Annotated in this window: 19 protein-coding genes and 1 tRNA gene; 3 read left to right on the plus strand and 17 right to left on the minus strand. The window is 73.2% G+C overall.

From position 1 onward, the window contains the following. The 11 genes from prfA to idi form a co-directional block, all read right to left on the minus strand. On the minus strand, positions 1–1,086 hold the full coding sequence (prfA, locus tag GPA04_RS12595; protein ID WP_156224661.1) for a peptide chain release factor 1: 1,086 nt from the start codon (positions 1,084–1,086) through the stop codon (positions 1–3). Positions 1,087–1,096: 10 nt separating this feature from the next. Beyond that, positions 1,097–3,187 (minus strand): transcription termination factor Rho, encoded by a 2,091-nt coding sequence (rho, locus tag GPA04_RS12600; RefSeq protein WP_156224529.1) that lies wholly within the window; start codon positions 3,185–3,187, stop codon positions 1,097–1,099. Between the two features lie 177 nt (positions 3,188–3,364). Continuing rightward, complete coding sequence (locus GPA04_RS12605; RefSeq protein WP_156224530.1) at positions 3,365–4,117, minus strand: glycosyltransferase family 2 protein; 753 nt, start codon at positions 4,115–4,117, stop codon at positions 3,365–3,367. Then, positions 4,114–4,746 (minus strand): DUF2238 domain-containing protein, encoded by a 633-nt coding sequence (locus GPA04_RS12610; RefSeq protein ID WP_156224531.1) that lies wholly within the window; start codon positions 4,744–4,746, stop codon positions 4,114–4,116. The genes GPA04_RS12605 and GPA04_RS12610 overlap by 4 nt, the downstream gene beginning before the upstream one ends. 2 nt (positions 4,747–4,748) lie before the next feature. Further along, a complete protein-coding gene (locus tag GPA04_RS12615) occupies positions 4,749–5,624 on the minus strand; it encodes a prenyltransferase (protein WP_156224532.1) in 876 nt (291 codons plus the stop codon). Next, the gene (locus GPA04_RS12620; protein ID WP_156224533.1) at positions 5,621–5,938 is read right to left on the minus strand and encodes a lycopene cyclase domain-containing protein; all 318 of its coding nucleotides are present in this window, start codon (positions 5,936–5,938) and stop codon (positions 5,621–5,623) included. The genes GPA04_RS12615 and GPA04_RS12620 overlap by 4 nt, the downstream gene beginning before the upstream one ends. Further along, entirely contained in the window at positions 5,935–6,261 is a 327-nt protein-coding gene (locus GPA04_RS12625) for a lycopene cyclase domain-containing protein (RefSeq protein WP_156224534.1), read from the minus strand. Before GPA04_RS12625 ends, GPA04_RS12620 begins: the two co-directional genes overlap by 4 nt. Then, positions 6,258–7,838: a phytoene desaturase family protein gene (gene crtI / locus GPA04_RS12630; protein ID WP_156224535.1), complete on the minus strand. Its 1,581-nt coding sequence runs from the start codon at positions 7,836–7,838 to the stop codon at positions 6,258–6,260. The genes GPA04_RS12625 and crtI overlap by 4 nt, the downstream gene beginning before the upstream one ends. Continuing rightward, positions 7,835–8,692: a phytoene/squalene synthase family protein gene (locus GPA04_RS12635; protein WP_156224536.1), complete on the minus strand. Its 858-nt coding sequence runs from the start codon at positions 8,690–8,692 to the stop codon at positions 7,835–7,837. The genes crtI and GPA04_RS12635 overlap by 4 nt, the downstream gene beginning before the upstream one ends. Before the next feature lie 67 nt (positions 8,693–8,759). Next, on the minus strand, positions 8,760–9,854 hold the full coding sequence (locus GPA04_RS12640) for a polyprenyl synthetase family protein (protein WP_156224537.1): 1,095 nt from the start codon (positions 9,852–9,854) through the stop codon (positions 8,760–8,762). Continuing rightward, positions 9,851–10,423 carry an isopentenyl-diphosphate Delta-isomerase gene (gene idi, locus GPA04_RS12645; protein WP_156224538.1) on the minus strand — a complete coding sequence of 191 codons (573 nt, stop codon included), beginning with the start codon at positions 10,421–10,423 and terminating at the stop codon, positions 9,851–9,853. Before idi ends, GPA04_RS12640 begins: the two co-directional genes overlap by 4 nt. Before the next feature lie 54 nt (positions 10,424–10,477). On the opposite strand from idi, the gene GPA04_RS12650 reads away from it, so the two are divergent. Then, positions 10,478–11,002 (plus strand): MarR family winged helix-turn-helix transcriptional regulator, encoded by a 525-nt coding sequence (locus GPA04_RS12650; RefSeq protein WP_170299362.1) that lies wholly within the window; start codon positions 10,478–10,480, stop codon positions 11,000–11,002. Between the two features lie 33 nt (positions 11,003–11,035). On the opposite strand, the gene thrB is transcribed toward GPA04_RS12650, so the two are convergent. Genes thrB through GPA04_RS12675 form a run of 5 tightly spaced genes read right to left on the minus strand, consistent with a single transcriptional unit; the run spans position 11,036 to position 16,842 of the window. Next, on the minus strand, positions 11,036–11,935 hold the full coding sequence (gene thrB / locus GPA04_RS12655) for a homoserine kinase (protein ID WP_194238960.1): 900 nt from the start codon (positions 11,933–11,935) through the stop codon (positions 11,036–11,038). 11 nt (positions 11,936–11,946) lie between these two features. Then, complete coding sequence (gene thrC / locus GPA04_RS12660; RefSeq protein ID WP_156224540.1) at positions 11,947–13,005, minus strand: threonine synthase; 1,059 nt, start codon at positions 13,003–13,005, stop codon at positions 11,947–11,949. Beyond that, positions 13,005–14,300: a homoserine dehydrogenase gene (locus tag GPA04_RS12665; protein ID WP_156224541.1), complete on the minus strand. Its 1,296-nt coding sequence runs from the start codon at positions 14,298–14,300 to the stop codon at positions 13,005–13,007. The genes thrC and GPA04_RS12665 overlap by 1 nt, the downstream gene beginning before the upstream one ends. A 56-nt stretch (positions 14,301–14,356) precedes the next feature. Continuing rightward, positions 14,357–15,682 (minus strand): diaminopimelate decarboxylase, encoded by a 1,326-nt coding sequence (gene lysA, locus GPA04_RS12670; RefSeq protein WP_156224542.1) that lies wholly within the window; start codon positions 15,680–15,682, stop codon positions 14,357–14,359. A 17-nt stretch (positions 15,683–15,699) separates the two neighbouring features. Next, complete coding sequence (locus tag GPA04_RS12675) at positions 15,700–16,842, minus strand: hypothetical protein (RefSeq protein WP_156224543.1); 1,143 nt, start codon at positions 16,840–16,842, stop codon at positions 15,700–15,702. Positions 16,843–16,992: 150 nt separating this feature from the next. Between GPA04_RS12675 and GPA04_RS12680 the strand changes: the two genes are divergently transcribed. Next, positions 16,993–17,065 (plus strand) — tRNA-Arg (locus tag GPA04_RS12680). A 159-nt stretch (positions 17,066–17,224) separates the two neighbouring features. Next, positions 17,225–18,145 (plus strand): aldose 1-epimerase family protein, encoded by a 921-nt coding sequence (locus GPA04_RS12685; RefSeq protein ID WP_156224544.1) that lies wholly within the window; start codon positions 17,225–17,227, stop codon positions 18,143–18,145. 55 nt (positions 18,146–18,200) lie between these two features. On the opposite strand, the gene GPA04_RS12690 is transcribed toward GPA04_RS12685, so the two are convergent. After that, entirely contained in the window at positions 18,201–19,277 is a 1,077-nt protein-coding gene (locus tag GPA04_RS12690; RefSeq protein WP_156224545.1) for a M23 family metallopeptidase, read from the minus strand. Positions 19,278–19,404 lie beyond the last annotated feature (127 nt).

Raw genomic sequence — 19,404 nt, forward strand, 5'->3', positions numbered from 1 at the left:
TCAGTCCTCGGCGACGCTGAGTCGCTCGGCCTCGTCCATCGCGATCGCGGAGGCGATCACCGGGCCGAGATCACCGTCGAGCACCTGGTCGAGGTTGTGCGACTTGTAGCCGGTGCGGTGATCCGCGATGCGGTTCTCGGGGTAGTTGTAGGTGCGGATGCGCTCGGAGCGGTCGACCGTGCGCACCTGGGAGCGCCGCTGCTCGGCGGCCGCGGCGTCCGCCTCCTCCTTCTGCGCCGCGAGCAGCCGGGCGCGCAGCACGCGCATCGCAGCCTCGCGGTTCTGCAGCTGGCTCTTCTCGTTCTGCATCGACACCACGATGCCGGTGGGCTCGTGGGTCAGGCGCACGGCGGAGTCGGTGGTGTTGACGCTCTGGCCGCCGGGACCGGAGGACCGGAAGACGTCGATGCGCAGGTCGTTCGGGTCGATCTCGATCTCCCCGGTCTCCTCGGCCTCGGGAAGGACGAGCACGCCCGCGGCAGAGGTGTGGATCCGGCCCTGCGACTCGGTGACCGGCACCCGTTGCACCCGGTGCACGCCACCCTCGTACTTCAGGTGCGCCCACACCCCCTCGGAGGGGTCCACGGCACCGCGGGACTTGATCGCGACCGAGACGTCCTTGTACCCGCCCAGGTCGGAGGAGGTCGCGTCGAGGATCTGCGTGCTCCAGCCCTGGCGCTCGGCGAAGCGCATGTACATGCGCAGCAGGTCGCCGGCGAACAGCGCGGACTCCTCGCCGCCCTCCCCCGCCTTCACCTGCAGGATGACGTCGCGGGCGTCGTCCGGGTCGCGCGGGATCAGCCGGGCTCGCAGCGCCTCGCTCGCCTCGGCCGCGAGCGCCTCGAGCGCGGGCAGCTCGGCCGCGAAGGACGCGTCGACCTCGGCGAGCTCGCGCGCGGCCTCCGCGTCCTCCGACGCCGCCCGCCACGCGCGATACGCCGCCACGACTCCCCCGAGCTCGGCGTAGCGGCGCCCGAGCGAGCGGGCGCGCGCCTGGTCGCCGTGGACCGCCGGGTCGGCGAGCTGACGCTCGATGTCGGCGTGCTCGGCGAGCATCGGCTCGACGACGGCGAACTCCTCGGTCATCGCGGTGCGCTCAAGCGAGCTCACCGGGCTCGGCCCGGCTGACCGAGATCAGGAGCTCGGCGTTCGAGCCGCTCTGCCGGATCCGGGCGAGCAGCATCTCGAGGGCCGCTTCCGGCTCCAGGCCACCGAGCACGCCACGCAGCTTGCGCACGGCGGCGAGCTCGTCGGCCGTGAGCAGCTTGTCGTCGTGCGCGGTGCCGGAGGCCAGCGGGTCGAGGGCCGGGAAGATCCTGCGGTCCGCGAGCGACCGCACGAGCCGGAGCTCGGAGCTCGCCGTGCCGCCGAGCTCCTCGAGGATGACCTCGTCGGTGGCCGATCCGGTCTCGACGGCGGCCGTGGCCACGATCGTGAGCGAGCCGCCGTTCTCGATGTTGCGGGCCGCTCCCATGAGCTTCTTGGGCGGGTAGAGCGCACCGGCGTCGACACCGCCGGACAGGGCTCGGCCGGACGGCGGGGCGGTCACGTTGTAGGCACGCGCCAGCCGGGTGAGCGAGTCGAGCAGGATCACCACGTCCTGCCCCAGCTCGACCAGGCGCTTGGCCCGCTCGACGGCGAGCTCGGCCACGGTCGTGTGGTCGGCGGCCGGTCGGTCGAACGGCGAGGCGATGACCTCGCCGGCCACGGTGCGCTGCCAGTCGGTGACCTCCTCGGGGCGGCCGTCGACGAGCACGACCATGAGGTGGGCCTCGGGGTGGTTGGTGGTGATCGCGTTGGCCAACGCCTGCAGCGTGGTCGTGGCGCCGGCCTTCGGCGGGGTGAGCACGAGCGCGCGCTGGCCCTTGCCCCACGGGGAGACGAGATCGACGACGCGGCCGGTGACCTCCCGGGTGCTGGTCTCGAGACGGATCCGCTCGTCCGGGTGCAGCGGCGTCAGGTCGGCGAACTCGGACCGGGTGAGCGCGTCCTCGAGCGGCCCGCCGTTGATCGAGTCGAGCCGCACCAGGGCGTTGAACTTCTGGCGCTGGCTCTCTCCCTCGCGGGGCTGACGCACGGCTCCCGTGACGGCGTCACCGCGCCGCAGACCGGCCTTCTTCACCTGGCCGAGCGAGACGTAGACGTCGTTGGCGCCGGGCAGGTAGCCGCTCGTGCGGACGAAGGCGTAGTTCTCGAGCACGTCGAGGATGCCGGCGACCGGGATCAGGACGTCGTCCTCGAGGATCTCGATGTCCTCCTCGGAGCTGGTGCCCTCGCGCCCGGGCGTGCGCCGCTTCCGGTCGCGGTAGCGGTCCCGACCCCGACGACGCCGACCTGAGCGCTCGTCGTCGTCGCTGCCGTCGTCGCCGCCGTCGTTGCCGCTCTGCTCGGGCGCACCCTGCTGCCGGCCGGCGCGGCGGCTCGCGCGGGGCGACTCCTCGCGGGCGCTGCGCTCGGTGGGCTCCGGGAAGTGGATGATCTCGTCGAGCGAGGCCATCTTCTGCTCGGACTCGTCCCCATGCTGGCCCTGCTCGGACTGCCGGTCCTGCTGGCCGCGCCGCTGCTCGGACTGCCGGTCCTGCTGACCGCGCCGCTGCTCGGACTGCCGGTCCTGCTGGCCACGCTGCTGCTCGGACTGCCGGTCCTGCTGGCCACGCTGCTGCTCGGACTGCCGGTCCTGCTGGCCACGCTGCTGCTTGGCCTCGCCGCGCTGGCCGCCCTGGTTGTCCTGGTTGTTCTGGTTGCTCTGGTTGCGCTGCTGACGGCTCTGCCGAGGCTGCTGCCCCGAGCGCGGCTCGCGCGCCTCCTCCTCGGTGCCCGTGGCCGGCGCGGCCTGCTGCTGGCGGGCGCGGCGCTGCGTCCGCTCCGCCTGCGGGGCCTCCGCGCGGTCGGGCTGCTGGGACTGCTCGGCCTGCTCGCGGCGCACGGGCTCCTCGGTGCGGGTCCCGTTCTGCTCCCGGCGCGGAGCCTCCTCGCGGGACGCCTCGATCAGACCCGGCTGCTCGGCGCGCGGCTGCTGCGCGTTGGTGCGGCGCTTCTCGCGGATCGCCTCGACCAGCTGCGGCTTGCGCATCTTCGAGATCCCGCTGATGCTCAGACGCCCGGCGAGCGCCTGCAGCTCGGGCATGCGCAGATCGGACAGCGACGCGGACTTACCGGGCGCTACGGACTCGGTGGTGTCGGTCACGACGGTCCTTCGAGGGGGTCGGGGCGGACGCGGCTACGCGTCACGATGTGCAAGAGAATCGGATGTGCAGACGACAGCGGCCTCGGTGCGAACACACCTGCACGACTTGTCGGCAGCCCGAGACTACCAGCCGCGATCACGGCGAGATCCCACGGGCGAGGCCGGAGCCGGCGCGGCTCAACGCTGCTCGAGCCTCGCGCGACCACGCGCCCCGAGGCCCAGGCGTGCGGCCCAGCGCTCCCAGGGCGGTGCGTGCTCCCAGCCGAGCCGCAGCGTGCGGAAGGCGCGGCGGAATCGCCGCCGCATCTGGGCGGCACCTCGGACCGACCGTGCGGAGACACCGACGACCAGCGAGGGCATCCGCAGCACGCGCACGGCACCCAGCGCCAACGACAGGTCGAGGTCGTCGTGGATGTCGGGGTCGGACCGGTGCACGCGGTCGCGGACCTGCCACCACACCTCGCGGCGCATGGCCATGCTCGAGCCCCACAGCACGTGGTTCGCCGCCGCTGCGTGCCCGAGCAGGTAGTAGGCGCCGAGGTAGGCACGTGCCACCACCGCGCCCAGCCCGGGCGCGAGGTCGTGGAACTCGCCGTTCCCCGTGACGGCACCGACGTCGGGGTGTCGATCCATCGCGCCGACGATCTGCTCGACCCAATCGGCCGGCGGGCGCGAGTCGGCGTCGAGGCGCGCGATGATCGTGCTCCGCGCAGCGTCGTAGCCGGTGGCTGCGGCCGGCGCGATGCCGACCGCCGGCTCCACGACCACCCGTGCGCCGTGCTCGGCGGCCACAGCCGCCGAGCCGTCGGTCGAGGCGTTGTCCACGACGACCACCTCCGCCGGGAGCACGCTCTGCCGGGCGAGCGCCGCCAGGCAGCCGGCGAGCTGGTCGGCGTCGTCGCGCACCGGGATCACCACGCTGACCGTCATCGGCCCGGCCCTCGGGTGCGCGTGCGGACGAACCGTGCGAGGAGCAGACCCGCGAGCACCGAACCGAGCAGGCCGGCGGCGAGGTCACCGATCGTGTCGTCGTAGCTGACGAAGACAGCCGGGTCGACGTAGACGTGCCCCACCCACTCGGCGATCTCCCAGATGACGGCGAGCAACGATCCCAGGCCGGTGGTGACGAGCACGACGTCGACGCTGCGGTCGAGCGCGCGACCCGCCCCGTGCGGTCGCAGCGGCGGACCCGTCAGCAGCGTGGTCGCGACCGCGGCGAGCATGCCGGTGATCACGGTGTGCGCCACGACGTCCAGCCACGGGATCTGCTGGTAGCCGCCGAGCAGCGCCGCCCACGCCGACCCCACCAGCGAGCACAGCGTCAGGGCCTGCAGCTGCCCCGGCAGCGGAGCCAGCCGCACCACCACGACGCCGAGCAGCACCAGCGCCACCAGGGCGATCGCCACCGGTCCGAACCAGAGCCCGGCGAGCAGGCTGAGGATCGCGAGCCCGCTCGCGACGTCGGCGGTGCGGCGCGCCCACGGCGGCCCCTCGACGTGAAGCGCGTGCCGCGCCTGGTCGCCGAGCACGGTCGCCTGGTCGGATGATCGCTCGCGCATCCTCAGCCTCCTCTCGCGATCCAGATGAGCAGCAGCGTGACGAGGAACCCGGTGAGCATGTTCAACCGCAGGAACCGGCGCCAGCCGCGGTTGGCCTCCTCGCACCGGTCGTCCGGCAGCGACCGGAAGGGCCAGACGCTGACGAGGTAGGGCAGCGCCAGCAGGCCCGCGAGCGACGCCGGCCACGGCGCCAGCAGCATCACAGCCCCGGCGGCGGCGTACGCCACGATCGTCCCGCGCACGGTGCGCGCGGCGCCCAACCAGGTCGCCACCGACGCGATCCCCGCCTCGCGGTCCGCCAGGATGTCCTGCACCGCGCCGAACGCCTGCGAGGCCATCCCCCAGAGGAAGAACGCGACGAGCACGACCACGGCCGTGCGGGTCACCGGGCCGTCGGCGAGTGCGAGGCCGAACACGGCCGGGCCGACGAAGTGGGTGCTCGAGGTCATCGAGTCCAGCACCGGGCGCTCCTTGAACCGCAGCCCGGGCGCCGAGTACGCGACCACGGCCAGCACCACCACGGCGAGGACCGCCGTCGAGGACCAGGAGCCCAGGACCAGCAGCGCGACCAGGAACGGCACGTTGGTGACGACCGCGGCGATCACCGTCAGCCGGTGCCAGCGCCGATCGAGGATCACCCCCTCGACGCCGCCCTTGCGCGGGTTGCGCAGGTCGGACTCGTAGTCGAAGACGTCGTTGATCCCGTACATCAGGAGGTTGTAGGGGACGAGGAAGTACAGGGTGCCCAGCACCAGCTCGAGCGACAGCCCGCCGCCGGCCATCAGGTAGGCCGCGGCGAACGGGTATGCGGTGTTGACCCAGCTGAGCGGTCGTGAGGAGCCCACCAGCTGGCCAACCGCCGAGGGTGCGGCGCTCATGTCCGGGACCCGCTCTCGTCCTTGCCGAGCAGCTGCCACAGCGCCGGCAGCAGCAGCGCGGCGGCCAGCGGCCACGCGAGGTCCTCGACAGGGGCCAGCACCAGCCGGACGCCGGTGAGCGCGTCCTCGTCGAACCGGAACAGGTCGACGGCGATCATGATGCTGTCGAACACGACCGTCAACGCCACGAGGACCAGGGCGGTGATCGCCGTCGCGGTCCACCAGGACCGGCGCGGTCGGCGCAGCAGCGCGGCCACCAGGGCGACCAGCACCGGCGGGATCAGGAACACCGACCCGAGCGCGAGGTAGCTCATCGCGACCTCCGGTGCCGCAGGGCGTTCATGACCAGGCCGTGCAGGACGAGCGTCAGGTAGCACAGGAACGTGATGAAGACGAGCTCCTCCAGCGGCAGCTCCGGCGCCAGCATGATGCCGGTCATCGCCTCGCTCTGACCCGCGCGGTAGTGGCCCGAGGCGATCGCGGCGACGTCCCAGATCAAGAAGAACGCGATCCCGGCGGCCAGCACCAGGAGCGCGCGGCGCGGGTCCCGCCACAGCACCAGGCGGTAACGCAGGTCCAGCACCACCATCCCCGCCAGCGACACCAGCAGGGCCCCGAGGTAGAAGAACGCGGTCACAGCGGCACCGCCGAGGGTCCGGCGGAACGATCCCCGCGCAGCCGCTTGAGCAGGAGCTCGGCGCTGATGAGGCACATGGGCAACCCGATCCCGGGGATGGTGCTCGACCCGGCGTAGTACAGCCCGGCCACGCGGCGGGAGACGTTGCCCGCGCGGAACATCGCGCTCTGCGCCAGCGTGTGAGCAGGCCCGAGCATGCCGCCTCGCCACGCGTTCAGGTCCTCGGCGAAGTCCGCGGGACCGATCGTGCGGCGCACGACGACCCGGTCCGCCAGGTCCCCGATGCCGGCCCAGCGAGCGATCTGGTCGATCGCGGCATCGGCGACGGCCTCGACGGCGGCGGCTCCCGTACCGTCCTGCCCGCCCCGTCCGAGCCCGGGGTCGGCAGGACCGGGGACGAGAACGAACAGGTTCTCGTGACCGGCGGGCGCCACCGACGGGTCGGTCGCGGACGGTCGGCACACGTAGATCGACGCCGGGTCGGGGACGCGGCCCTGCGCGATGGCGCCGAAGTTCTCCCGCCAGTCCCGCGCGAAGAAGAGCGAGTGGTGCTGCAGCTGCGGCAGCTCGCCTTGCACGCCGAGGAGCACCAGGACCGCGCCGGGACCGCTGGTGCGCCGGTCCCACCACTCCTGAGGATAGGTCTGCAGCTCGCGCGGCAGCAGCCGGGTCTCGGTGTGGTGCAGGTCGGCGGCCGCCACGACGACGTCGGCGTCCAGGTCCTGCTCGATCCCGTCGGCGTCGAGATAGCGCACCCCGGTGGCCCGGGCTCGCCGTCGAGAACCCCGGCCGGTCACCGGGACCGTGCGGATCTGGGACACGGTGCTGGACACGCGCACGCGCACGCCCTGCCGGCGGGCCAGGTCGGCGAGCACGTCCACCAGTCGCGTGAAGCCACCCTGCGGGTACAGGACCCCGTCGTCGAGGTCCAGCGCGCTCATGAGGTGGTACATGCTCGGTGCCTGATCCGGAGAGGACCCGAGGAAGACCGCGGGATACCCCAGGATCTGCCGGATCCGGGGATCGGTGAACCGTGCCGCCACGAAGGACTCCAACGAGCGCAGCAGCTGCGGGACGAGCCGGTGGACGTTGCCCAGCACGTCGCGGGACAGCGCGAAACCCGGCGAGGCGAACGTCGTGTAGAGGAAGCGGCGCACCGCCACGTCGTAGGTGCGTCGGGCGGAGTCGAGGTAGGTCTCCAGCGCGGCACCCGCGCCGGGTTGCAGCGACTCGAACAGCGCCACGTTCTCCTCCCGTGCCGCAGCGACGTCGACCGGCCGGTCCCGACCCTCGAAGAAGACCCGGTAGCCGGGGTCGAGCAGCTCCATCTCGAGCTGCTCGACCGTGGAGGTGCCCAGCAGGGCGAAGAAGTGGTCGAACACCTCGGGCATGAGGAACCACGACGGGCCGGTGTCGAAACGAAACCCCTCGTGGGTCCACGAGCCGGCACGACCGCCGAGGTCGGCCTGCCGCTCCAGCAGCGTGACGTCGTAGCCGTCCCGCGCCATCAGCGCAGCCGAGGCGAGCCCGGCCACCCCTCCCCCGATGACGACGGCGGAGCGCTGCCGAGCGGTCATGAGCGGCCCCCGAGAACCGCCCGTAGCACGATGCGTGCCTTCTCGAGGTCGCCGACGCGCACCCGCGTCGTGCGCAGCTGCGCCGCCGGTGTCTGCCGGAGCCGCCGGGACAGGGCCGCGAAGAGGTCGTGCGCGGCGCGGACCGCCGTCCTGCTGCTCGGGGGCAGCTCGCCGATGACTCGGTGGGCGGCCTCGAGATCGGCGTCGAGGTCGTCGAGCACGGCGTCTCGCTGGGCGTCGGTGATGTGCGCGAGATCGATACCGGGCAGGTAGCTGCGGCCCAAGGTGTCGTGGTCGGCCGCAAGGTCGCGCAGAAAGTTCACCTTCTGGAACGCGGCACCGAGCCGCGCGGCACCGGGGGCGAGGCGCTGGTACGCGGTCTCGTCGCCGCCCACGAACACCCGCAGGCACATCAGACCCACGACCTCCGCGGAGCCGTGGACGTAGGTCTCGAGGCTGGCCTGGTCGTGCTCGCTCTCGGTCAGGTCGGCGCGCATCGCGGCGAAGAAGGGCTCGATCAGGTCCGCCTCGATGCCGTACCGGCGCGCGGTGAGGGCGAAGGCGTGGACGACGAGGTTGGCACTGCGACCGGTGCGCACGGCGCGTGCGACCTCGGACTCGAGGCCGTCCAGCACCTCCGCGCGCAGCTCGACCGACAGTGCGGGCTCCGGGTCGTCGACGATCTCGTCGGCCACCCGCACGAGCGCGTAGATGTTGCGCACGTGGGTCCGCACCGGCGGGTGGAGCAGCCGCGTCGCCCATCCGAAGGAGGTGGAGTAGCCCTCGATGACGGCGGCGGCGCTCGCCTGCGCCACCTGGTCGTAGGAGGCTGCACCCCGGCGGGAGGCGGTCACGAGCCGAGCTCGCCGGCGCCGCAGCGGTGGCCGCGCCCGCGCCGGCGGTCAGGGCCGAGCCCAGCGCTCACGCGCGCACCCCCACGCCGGCGCCACCGACCGCGGCGGTCACCCGGCCGGCCGTGGCCTCGAGGTCGGCAGAGATCTCCTGCACCAGCACGTCGAACCAGCTGACCAGCCGCCCGGGCAGGCCGGCCTCGGACGCGCGGCGCAGCGCCGCGCTCAGGTAGTCGCCGGCGAGCGCCTCCACGAAGGCACGCGAGCCGCAGGTGGTGAGCAGCTCACGCGCTCGGGTCACCCCGGCGTCGTCGAGGTGCCGATCGCCCACGAAGGTGGTGAGGCTGGGCCAGGCGGAGGTGGAACGTGCGTGGGCGACGAGCGCGGTGTACTTGCCTTCGCGCAGGTCGCCGGGGCCGACCTTGCCCGTGACGGCCGGGTCGCCGAACACGCCCTTGAGGTCGTCGACGAGCTGGAAACCGATGCCGACCAGGCGGCCGGCCTCCCGCAGGGCCGCGACGACGTCGTCGTCCGCGCCCGCCAGCAGCGCGCCGGCCTGGAGGGGGAGCTGGAAGGAGTAGACCGCCGTCTTGTGCTCGCCCACGGTGATCACGTCGCCCAGCGGCAACGGGTCGTCCGCCAGCCCGAGCCCGAGCTCGACGTCGGCGAGCTCGCCGGCCGCGGTCACGTGCACGGTCGCCTCGAGCAGGTCCAGCAGCCGCTCGACGACGGGTGCGGGCGCCCCGCACGAGGCGACGGTCCGGACGGCGGCGACCAGCGCGAGGTCCCCGGCCAGGATCCCGGCGGTGTCGGCGTAGGTGCGGGTGCGCTCGGCGTCGGTCCCCGCCGCTGCGGCGTGCGCGGCGAACGTCCCGGACACGTTCGGGCGACCGCGGCGGACGTGGTCGCCGTCGATGACGTCGTCGTGGACGACGAAGGCCGTGTGCAGCAGCTCCACGGCAGCCCCGACCTGGGCGACCGGCTCGGTCAGCTTCCCGCCGAGCGCCTCATGGGTGCGCTCCACAAGCGCCGGACGAAAGCGCCGGCCACCGGCGCAGGCCTCGACCAGCGCGCTCCACAGCCGCTCGTACCCGGGTCCGAGCGCCACGGCGCGTTCGTGCCCGGCAGCCAGGACCCCGTTCAGTGCAGCATCGGCCGCGCTCATCTCACCAGCCTCCTCGCCACGTCAAGAGCGTCGGGAAAGCCCTCCTCCAGTGCCGCGAGCTCGTGCACCTGGGCGACCGCCCACGGACTGAGCACCCAGGGTGCCACGGCCACGAGGGCGCCGAGCTCCTGCGGTTCGACCCAGCGCAGGTCCATGACCTCGTCGGCGTTGGCGCGCACGGGCTGGCTCGTGACGGCGGTCAGCACGGGGCAGACCTCGTTCTCGACGACGCCGGAGGGGTCGACCGCGCGGTAGCGGAAGTCGGGAAGCACCTCGCGGATGTCGCTCACGCTCACCCCCAGCTCGTGGGCGGCATGCCGGCCGACCGCCTCCGGCACCGACTCCCCCGGGCGCGGGTGGCCGCAGAAGGAGTTGGTCCACACGCCGGGCCACGCGCGCTTGCTCATCGCCCTCCGCGTGAGGAGCAACCTGCCCTGCGCGTCGAGGAGATAGCACGAGAACGCGAGGTGCAGCGGCGTGTCCGCGCCGTGCACGGTCGCACGGCTGTGCGTTCCGATCGGACGGGCGCTCGCGTCGAGCAGCACGACCTCGTCGGTGACCTGAGCCACTGCTGGTCCAATCACTAGTTAGGCTAGTTACTAGCCTAAGGTAACATCTGGCATGTGAACCCGGAGCAGCACGTCGAGGCGGCGTCGCAGGGCTACTGGTACGGGGACGACGACCCTGTCACCGAGATCCTGTCGGCGCTGCGTGCGTTCCGTCGCGCCGACCAGGAGCTGCGCCGGCGGCTCAGCGCCGAGATGGGGATGAACGTCACCGACCTGCAGGCGATCCAGCACGTGATCGCGGCCGAGCGCGCCGGGGTGGCGGTCACCCCCCGCGACCTCACGGCGCACCTGCGGATCTCGACCGCGTCCACGACCAAGCTGCTCGATCGCCTGGTCGAGTCCGGTCATCTGACCCGACGACCGAACCCCCACGACCGCCGGTCCGTCGTCATCGTGGCGACCGACCACGCGCACCGCGAGGTCAGGGACCGGCTCACCCGGATGCACGCGTGGATGCGGGAGGTCGCCGCCGGGGTGCCCCCGGAGTCCCGGCACGCGGTCGTGACGTTCCTGCGGGAGATGGCCGCGCGCCTCGAGGCGGAGACACCACCCGAGCCGCTGACGCCGGCGCCGGCGTGAGCAGGATCGACGAGATGGACGGGGCCGACCGGCTCAGCCGGTGATCTCGACGCCCCGGCCGACCGCGAGCCGCGAGCTCCGCCACGTCGGCCCGGCGATCGCGCCGATCTCGTCCCTGCCGTCGCCCTCGACGCCGTGCAGCACGAGCACGCTCGGCCCGGCACCGGAGACGACCGCCGCGTGCCCGCGCTCGCGCAGCCGCTCCACCAGCGCGATCGACTCGGGCATGACGCTCGCGCGGTACGCCTGGTGCAGCCGGTCCTCGGTGGCGGCGAGCAGCAGGTCGGGCCGCTGGGTCAGCGCCAGCGTCAGCAGCCCGGAGCGGCCGGCGTTGGCTGCGGCGTCGCGGTGCGGGACGTGGCCGGGCAGGGTCGAGCGGGCCTTGGACGTCGACAGCCGCAGCTGCGGGACCAGCACGGTCGCCGAGATCGCCTCGAGCACGGGCAGCCGGACCGCACGCGGACCCTCGTGGTCGATCCAGGCGATCGTGGCGGCGCCGAGCAGGGCCGGGGCGGCGTTGTCGGGATGGCCCTCGAAGTCGGTCGCCAGTCCCAGGATCGAGGTGTCGTCGAGCGCCTCGGGCTCGCTGACGAGGGCGCGGGCGGCGACGAGCCCGGCGACCACGGCCGCCGCGCTCGAACCCAGCCCGCGACCGTGCGGGATCGCGTTCGTGCAGCGCAGCTCGAGACCGGCCTGCGGGGCCCCGACGTACTCCAGCCCGGCGCGGATGGCGCGGATCACGAGGTGGTCCTCGCCGTCGGGCACCTCACCGGCGCCCTCGCCCTGCACGTGGACCGAGCTCGCTCCGGTCACCGCGCGCACCTCGACGACGTCGTGGAGCGCGAGCGCCAGCCCGAAGGCGTCGAACCCCGGGCCGAGGTTCGCGCTGGTCGCGGGCACCCTGACGGCTGTGCGATCGGCGATCAGCCGCACCATCGCCAGACCTACAGACCCAGTGCCCGCACGGTGTCGGCGAGCTCCCTGCCGACCACCTCGGGCTCGACCTCGCGGCTGCCGAGGGCGGTCGCGGTGTCCTTGAGCCCGTTGCCGGTCACCGTGCACACCACGACGGCGCCGGCGGGGATGTCGCCCGCCTCGGCGCGGACGAGCAGCCCGGCGATGCTCGCGGCCGACGCCGGCTCGACGAACACGCCCTGCTCACGGGCCAGCAGGGCCTGGGCGTCGAGGATCTGCGCGTCGCTGACGGCGTCGATGCGCCCGCCGGAGGAGTCCCGCGCGTCGACCGCGAGATCCCAGGACGCCGGGTTGCCGATGCGGATCGCCGTGGCGACCGTCTCGGGGAACTCGACCGGCTCGCCCTTGACGAACGGCGCGGCGCCATCGGCCTGCACGCCCCACATCGTCGGCAGCTTCGTGGCTGGGCCGTGCTCGGCGTACTCGCGGTAGCCCATCCAGTAGGCGGAGATGTTGCCGGCGTTGCCCACGGGCAGCACGTGGATGTCCGGGGCGTCGCCGAGGGCGTCCACGACCTCGAACGCCGCGGTCTTCTGGCCCTGCAGCCGGAACGGGTTGACCGAGTTGACCAGCGCGACCGGGTGCGACTGCGCCAGCTCCCGCACGATGCGCAGGCAGTCGTCGAAGTTGCCGTCGACGGCGATCAGCGTCGCACCGTGCACGACCGCCTGCGCGAGCTTGCCTGCGGCGATCTTGCCCGCGGGCAGCACCACGGCGCAGCCGAGCCCGGCGCGCGCGGCGTAGGCCGCGGCCGAGGCCGAGGTGTTCCCGGTCGAGGCGCACACCACCATCTCGGTGTCGGTGGCGGCGACCTTGCTGATCGCCATCGTCATGCCGCGGTCCTTGAAGGAGCCGGTCGGGTTCGCACCCTCGACCTTGACGTGCACGCGCGCGCCGGTCCGCGCCGAGAGCGCGGGCGACTCCAGCAGGGGTGTGCCGCCCTCGCCGAGGGTGACCACGGGATCGCCGGCCCCGATCGGGAGCCGGTCCGCGTACTCGGCGATCACGCCGCGCCAAGGGGTAGCCATCAGTGTCCTTCCACACGCAGGATCGAGGTGACCCTGTGCACCGGTTCCAGCTCGGCCAGCTCCGCCACCGCCGCCGACAGCGCAGCCTCGGTCTGCCCGTGCGTGACGAGCACCAGGCTCGCCGCGCCTTCCTCGGTCGCGCCCTGCCGCAGCGTCTCGAGCGAGACGTCGTGCGCCGCGAACACCTGGGCGATCTCGGCGAGCACCCCGGCGCGATCAGCGGCGTCGAGCCTGATCAGGTAGCGCGTGCGCACCGAGGCCGGGTCGACGACGGTCAGCGCGGCGTACCGCGACTCGGCGGGCGGTCGGGCGCCGGAGACGTGCAGCCGTGCGGCGCTCACGAGATCGCCCAGCACCGCGCTGGCGGTGGGCTGGCCGCCCGCTCCGGCCCCGTAGAACATCAGGGTGCCCGCAGCCTCGGCGTCCACCACCACCGCGTTGTACGCGCCGTGCACACCGGCGAGCGGGTGGTCGAGAGGGACGAGCGCGGGGTGCACGCGCACCGCAAGCCCGTCGCTGCTCGCCTCGGCGATCGCGAGAAGCTTGATGACGTAGCCCATCTCGGTCGCGGCCTCGATGTCCGAGGCCGTGATCGCGGTGATGCCCGCCGTCGGGACGTCGCCGATCCTCACGCGGCTGTGGAACGCCAGCGAGGCGAGGATCGCCGCCTTGGCGGCCGCGTCGTGACCGCCGACGTCGGCGGTCGGGTCCGCCTCGGCGTAACCGAGCGCCTGGGCTCGCTCGAGCACCGAGGCGAAGTCGCTGCCCTCCCGGGTCATCTCGTCGAGGATGAAGTTGGTGGTGCCGTTGACGATGCCGAGCACCCGGGTCACCCGGTCACCCGCGAGCGACTCCCGGATCCCGCGGACCACGGGAACGGCACCGGCCACGGCCGCCTCGAAGAAGACGCCGGCGCCGTGGGTCTCGGCGGCCTCGTAGAGCTCGGGGCCCTCGGTCGCGAGGACGGCCTTGTTGGCGCTGACGACCGTGGTGCCGGCCGCGACCGCGCGCGCCAGCAGCTGCCGTGCCGGCTCGACACCGGCGAGCAGCTCGACGACCACGTCCGCGCCGTCGACGACGGCCTCGGCGTCGGTGGTCAGCAGCGAGGTCGGGACGATGGGGTCGCGCTCGACGTCCAGCGACCGCACCGCGATGCCGCTCAGCTCCAGCTCGACGCCGGCTCGTTGCGTCAGCTCCGCCCGGTGGGTCAGCAGCAGCCGGACCACCTCGGTGCCGACGGTGCCGCAGCCGAGCAGACCCACGCGCAGCCGCGCGGGCGGCTCAGACTCACTCATCGGCACCCAGGATAGGGCCACGCCATGACTCCCCGGTCCGCCGCTCGGCCGGCCCCTCACCCGAGGTCGAGCGCCAGCAGGTCCTCGATGCTCTCGCGGCGCACGATCTCCCGCGGATCGCCCTCGCCCACGGCCACGACGCCCGGCCGAGGCATCTGGTTGTAGTTGCTCGCCAGGCTCCGACCGTAGGCGCCGGTCACCGGGACGGCGAGCAGGTCACCGCGCCGGATGTCGGCCGGCAGCATGACGTCGCGGATCACGATGTCGCCGCTCTCGCAGTGCTTGCCGACGACCCGCGACAGGACCGGCTGGGCCTCGGAGCGCCGCGAGGCGAGCGCCGCCGTGTAGGTGGCGCCGTAGAGCACGGTGCGGATGTTGTCGCTCATGCCGCCGTCGACCGAGACGTAGAGCCGTTCCCCGCCCCCGTCCAGCCGCACCGGCTTGACCGTGCCCACCCGGTACAGCGTGGTCACGGTCGGTCCCACGAGCGATCGACCCGGCTCGAACGAGAGCGCCGGTGCGGCCTCACCGGTCTCGCTGGCCACCTGCGCGACGGTGCCGACCAGCCCGGCGATCAGCGCCGGGACGTCAGGGGCGTCGTCGTCGGCGGTGTACGCGACGCCGAAGCCGCCGCCCAGGTCGAGCTCCTCCAGCAGCACGCCGGTGCTCGCGAACACCTCCGAGCGCAGCCGCAGCAGCGATCGGGCGGCCTCGACGAAGCCCTCGGGAACCATGATCTGGCTGCCGATGTGGGAGTGCAGGCCCAGCAGCCGCAGCTCGGGGGTCGCGAGGATGCGTGCGACGGCCTCGAGCGCGGCACCGCTCGCGAGCGAGAGACCGAACTTCTGGTCCTCGTGCGCGGTGGCGATGTACTCGTGGCCGCCGGCGTGGACCCCGGTGGTCACGCGCACCATCACCGGCGCGGTCACGCCCGCGGCGCGAGCCCGCTCGGCCACCAGCTCGATCTCCGAGAGCGAGTCGATGACGATGCGCCCGACGCCGTTCCGGAGCGCGAGATCGAGCTCGGCCTCCGACTTGTTGTTGCCGTGCAGGCCGATCGCCGCGCCCGGGACCTCGGCCCGTAGCGCGGTGGCGAGCTCGCCCAGGCTCGCGACGTCCACGCGCAGGCCCTCGGCGTACGCCCACCGCAGCACCGCGACCGAGCTGAAGGCCTTGCTCGCGTAGTAGACCGACGTCGCGATGCCGTGCTCCTCCCCCGCTCGCGCGGCGGCGGCCACCACGTCTCGGCAACGCGTGCGCAGGTCCGGCACGTCGAGCACGTACGACGGCGTCCCGAACCGTTCGGCGAGGACGCTCACGGGGACGTCGGCGATGGTCAGCTCATCGGTCCACGCGGCGGACCGCGACCAGGGGGATGTCATGGCGGGATCGATGCCGATCAGATCTCGGGGAGGGTGAAGTAGAACTCGAAGAGCGGGTCCTCCTCGACATCGACGAACGGTCCGACCAGCGTGCAGACGATGCCCGCGTCGTCGTACCAGACGAGAGTCTCGACGCCGTCGACCTCGAACTGGTTGAGCACTCCCTCGCCGCGGCCCTCGACCTCGCCGTCCCACACCGGACCGGTGAAGTAGGCGTCCCCGAGGTCCGCCATCACCGTCGCGGCGTAGTCGGCCGCGTGCTCGGCGGTCTCGAACGCGACGGCGGTCAGCGTCGCCTCCCCGATCTCGGAGGTGTAGACGCCGCTGCCGCCTCCGAGCTGGCGGCTGTCACCGGACTCGACGTCGCTCCAGCTGCCCTGGAGCACCCAGACGGCGCCGTCGTTGCCGGTGTGCTGCTCGCCGACCACGGCCGCGGTCTGCAGGCAGACGTCGTTGGTGCACCCGGTCGCGGGGACGCCGGTGTCGGCCTCGGTGGCGATCTCGGTGCCGCTCGCGGCGTCGCCGCCGGGGTCGCCGCCGGAACCGCTGAAGATCCGCCAGGCGCCGAAGACGATCAGCGCGAGCACGATCAGGCCGCCGACGACGGCGAGGACGACCGCTTTCGTGCTGCTGCCCTGCGCCCGCTGCGGCGGGCCTCCGGGCGCTGCGGGACCGCCGGGCCCGAACGGCGCAGGCTGCTGCTGCGGAGCGGGCGCACCGAACGTCGGCGCCGCGCCGTAGCCGTAGCCCTGCTGCGCAGCCGGCTGTGCCTGCCCGTACGCGGGTCCCGGCTGACCCGGGACCGGGGGCTGCTGCGGGAACCCGCCGCCGCTCGCCTGGCCGAACCCCGGAGGCGCCGGTGCGTAGCCCGGCTGGGCGGGGGGCTGCTGGGAGGGCTGCTGGCCCCACGAGGACGGCTGCGGGAACGCACCCCCGGTCGGCTGACCGAACGCGGCGGGCGCGCCGCCGTAGCCAGGCTGTGCGGGAGCTCCTGCGTGACCGGGCTGCTCGGGTGCACCGAAGGTTGGCGTGCTGCTCGCCGGCATCGCGGGCGTGGCCTGCTCGGCCGCCGGCGCGGTGGGCTGCTGCTCGGGCGGGGTGACCGGCTGCTGGTCGGCACCCTCGTGCGGGGTGTCGCCCTCGTTCGGGGTGTGACTCACCGTCGTCTCTCCCTGTGCCGGCGTGAGCGTGCTCGCGACATCCTAGGACGAGGCCCTGGGCGCCCGATCAGCGCCGTGGAGGGATCGAAGCGGTGCCCCAACACTGGTAGGCTCGCCGATCGGTCCGCAGGCATGCTGTCGACGGTCCGCGCCCCTGTAGCTCAGTGGATAGAGCGTCTGCCTCCGGAGCAGAAGGTCGCTGGTTCGAATCCAGTCGGGGGCACCGAAGCGGAGCGAGGTTCCCCGACTCGATGACGGGAGCCGGAGCCCGGGTGCGAGGTACGAGCACCCGGATCCGGCGGCTCCAGTCGGGGGCACCAAGCCGATTCCAGGTTTCAACACGATTCTGTGCAGCCGCCGGCGGGTCGGTAGGGTCGCCAGGGTGACGAACGCCACCGCACCCACCGGGTTCCAGGTCGCCCTGCACGCCGGCTCCGACGAGGCCGTGATCACCGAGGTCGGTGCTCACCTGCGTCGCTTCGCGGTGGCGGGGCGTGATGTCGTCGTGAGCTTCGCCGAGGACGAGCTGCCACCCGCCTCCAACGGCGCGGTGCTGGTGCCGTGGCCCAACCGGATCCGCGACGGCCAGTACACCTTCGACGGCCAGGACCGCCAGCTCCCGCTGAACGAGCCGGAGCGCGGCACCGCCCTGCACGGTCTGGTCACCTGGGAGCGCTGGTCGGTCGACACCCACGACGACGCCTCGGCGACCCTGTCGCTGGACACCGTCCCGGTGCCGGGCTATCCGCACCCGCTGCGCGTCGAGGTCACGTACGCGCTCGACGGCGAGGGCGGCCTGGCCATCACCCTCACCACCACGAACCTCGGCAGCACCGCCGCCCCGTACGGCGTCGGGTTCCACCCCTGGCTCTCCCCCGGTCCCGGGTCGCTCGACGACGCCGAGCTCCAGCTCGACGCGGAGTCCTGGATCCCGACCGACGACCGGTTGCTGCCGACGGGGCGCGAGCCGCTGCCCGAGCACTTCGACTTCCGGCAGCCGCGCCGCCTCGGCGACACCCAGCTCGACGACGCGTTCGTCGACGCCACGCGCGAGGACGACGGCCTGTCGTGGCTGCGTCTGCGGGGCTCCGACGGCCGCACCGCAGCGGTCTGGATGGACGACACGATGGGCTGCTGGCAGATGTGCACCGGCGACCACGTGGCCGCGGTGGCAGCACGCCGCACCGGGCTCGCAGCCGAGCCGATGACCTGCGTCGCCGACGCGTTCCGCACCGGCGAGGACCTGATCACGCTGCAGCCGGGCCAGTCCCACACCGTGCGGTGGGGGCTGCGGCTGCTCTAGCTGCCCGCAGTCGCCGGCGGGCGGCAGCGCCGGCCAGCGGCCAGGTCACGCCGGGTCACTCAGCGGCGCAGGCGAGGTTCTCGGCGGTCAGCGGTGCCGCGCGGTGGCTCTCGAGCCAGGGCGCCGGGTCCACGGTGGTGAACTCCTCGTCGACGTGCACCTCGAGGTGCAGGTGCGGGCCGGTCGAGTTGCCGTAGGAGCCCACCTCGCCGATCACCTCGCCGGCCGAGACGTGCTGGCCGACGTCAACGAAGACGCCGTCCGGGTACATGTGGATGTACCAGGTCCAGAAGGTCTCGCCGTCGACCTCGTGCTTGAGCACGATGATCGTGCCGCTGCGACCGCCGAGGCCGTACCCGACATAGGTGACCTCGCCGGGCGCGACCGCGTGGATCGCCGTCCCGGCCGGTGCAGCCATGTCCAGCCCCTCGTGCATGCCGCCCCAGCGGTAGCCGTACTTCGAGGTGATCCTGTAGGTGCCGGTCTGCAGCGGCATCATGATCTGGACCGGCTCGGTGGTGGCGCTGGCGGCCACCTGGCCGTTCGCCTCGAGCTGGGCGCTGCCGCACTGCAGGACGTCGTCGCGATCGTCCGTGCGCCCGGTCGTGAGCAGCGTGCGGGCCGCGGCGAGCGGGTCCGCCGCGAAGGATCCGGTGGCGTCGAAGGCGTCGGTGCCGTCGACCTGCTCCGCCGCCAGCACGTCGAGCGCGCTGCTGGCCGCGAACGTCGCCGAGGCGGTGGCGTTCGTCGACGGGGTGGCTGCGCCGCTCAGCGGGATCGCCGTGGTCGCGATCGCGAGCGAACCCAGCACGGCGACACGCGGCAGCCACCGGCGGGCCAGCGTGGCGCGCAGCGACTCCGGTCGCGCGGGCGCCGCGGGTCGCACGGACCGGGCCGGTGCGACCGGGCGGGCGTCGGCGTCGCTGCTGGTCTCGTCGGCGACGGCGGCGCTGACCGGCTCCGCGACCGTGGGAGCGGGCGCAACCTCGGCGACGGCGAGAACCTCGTTCGCGGGAGCGGCCGCCTGCGCGAGCCGCTCGCGCTCGCGGCGGGCAGCCTCACGGCGTTCAGCCTCACGCAGCGCGCGACGGGTCGGGAACGCCGGGAGGGCGCTCTCGTGTTCCTCGCTCAACTGTCAGACTCCACCAGGCTGGACAACATGGGATCTCGGCTGTCCGGCCCCCGCGGCGGACGTGATATCACGGAAACGTAACGGACAAACAGCCAGGATCCAAGCGCGGGGAGAGCGATTACCACAT

It is taken from the genome of Pseudactinotalea suaedae (genome assembly GCF_009733815.1).
GTDB classification, from domain to species: domain Bacteria; phylum Actinomycetota; class Actinomycetes; order Actinomycetales; family Beutenbergiaceae; genus Pseudactinotalea; species Pseudactinotalea suaedae.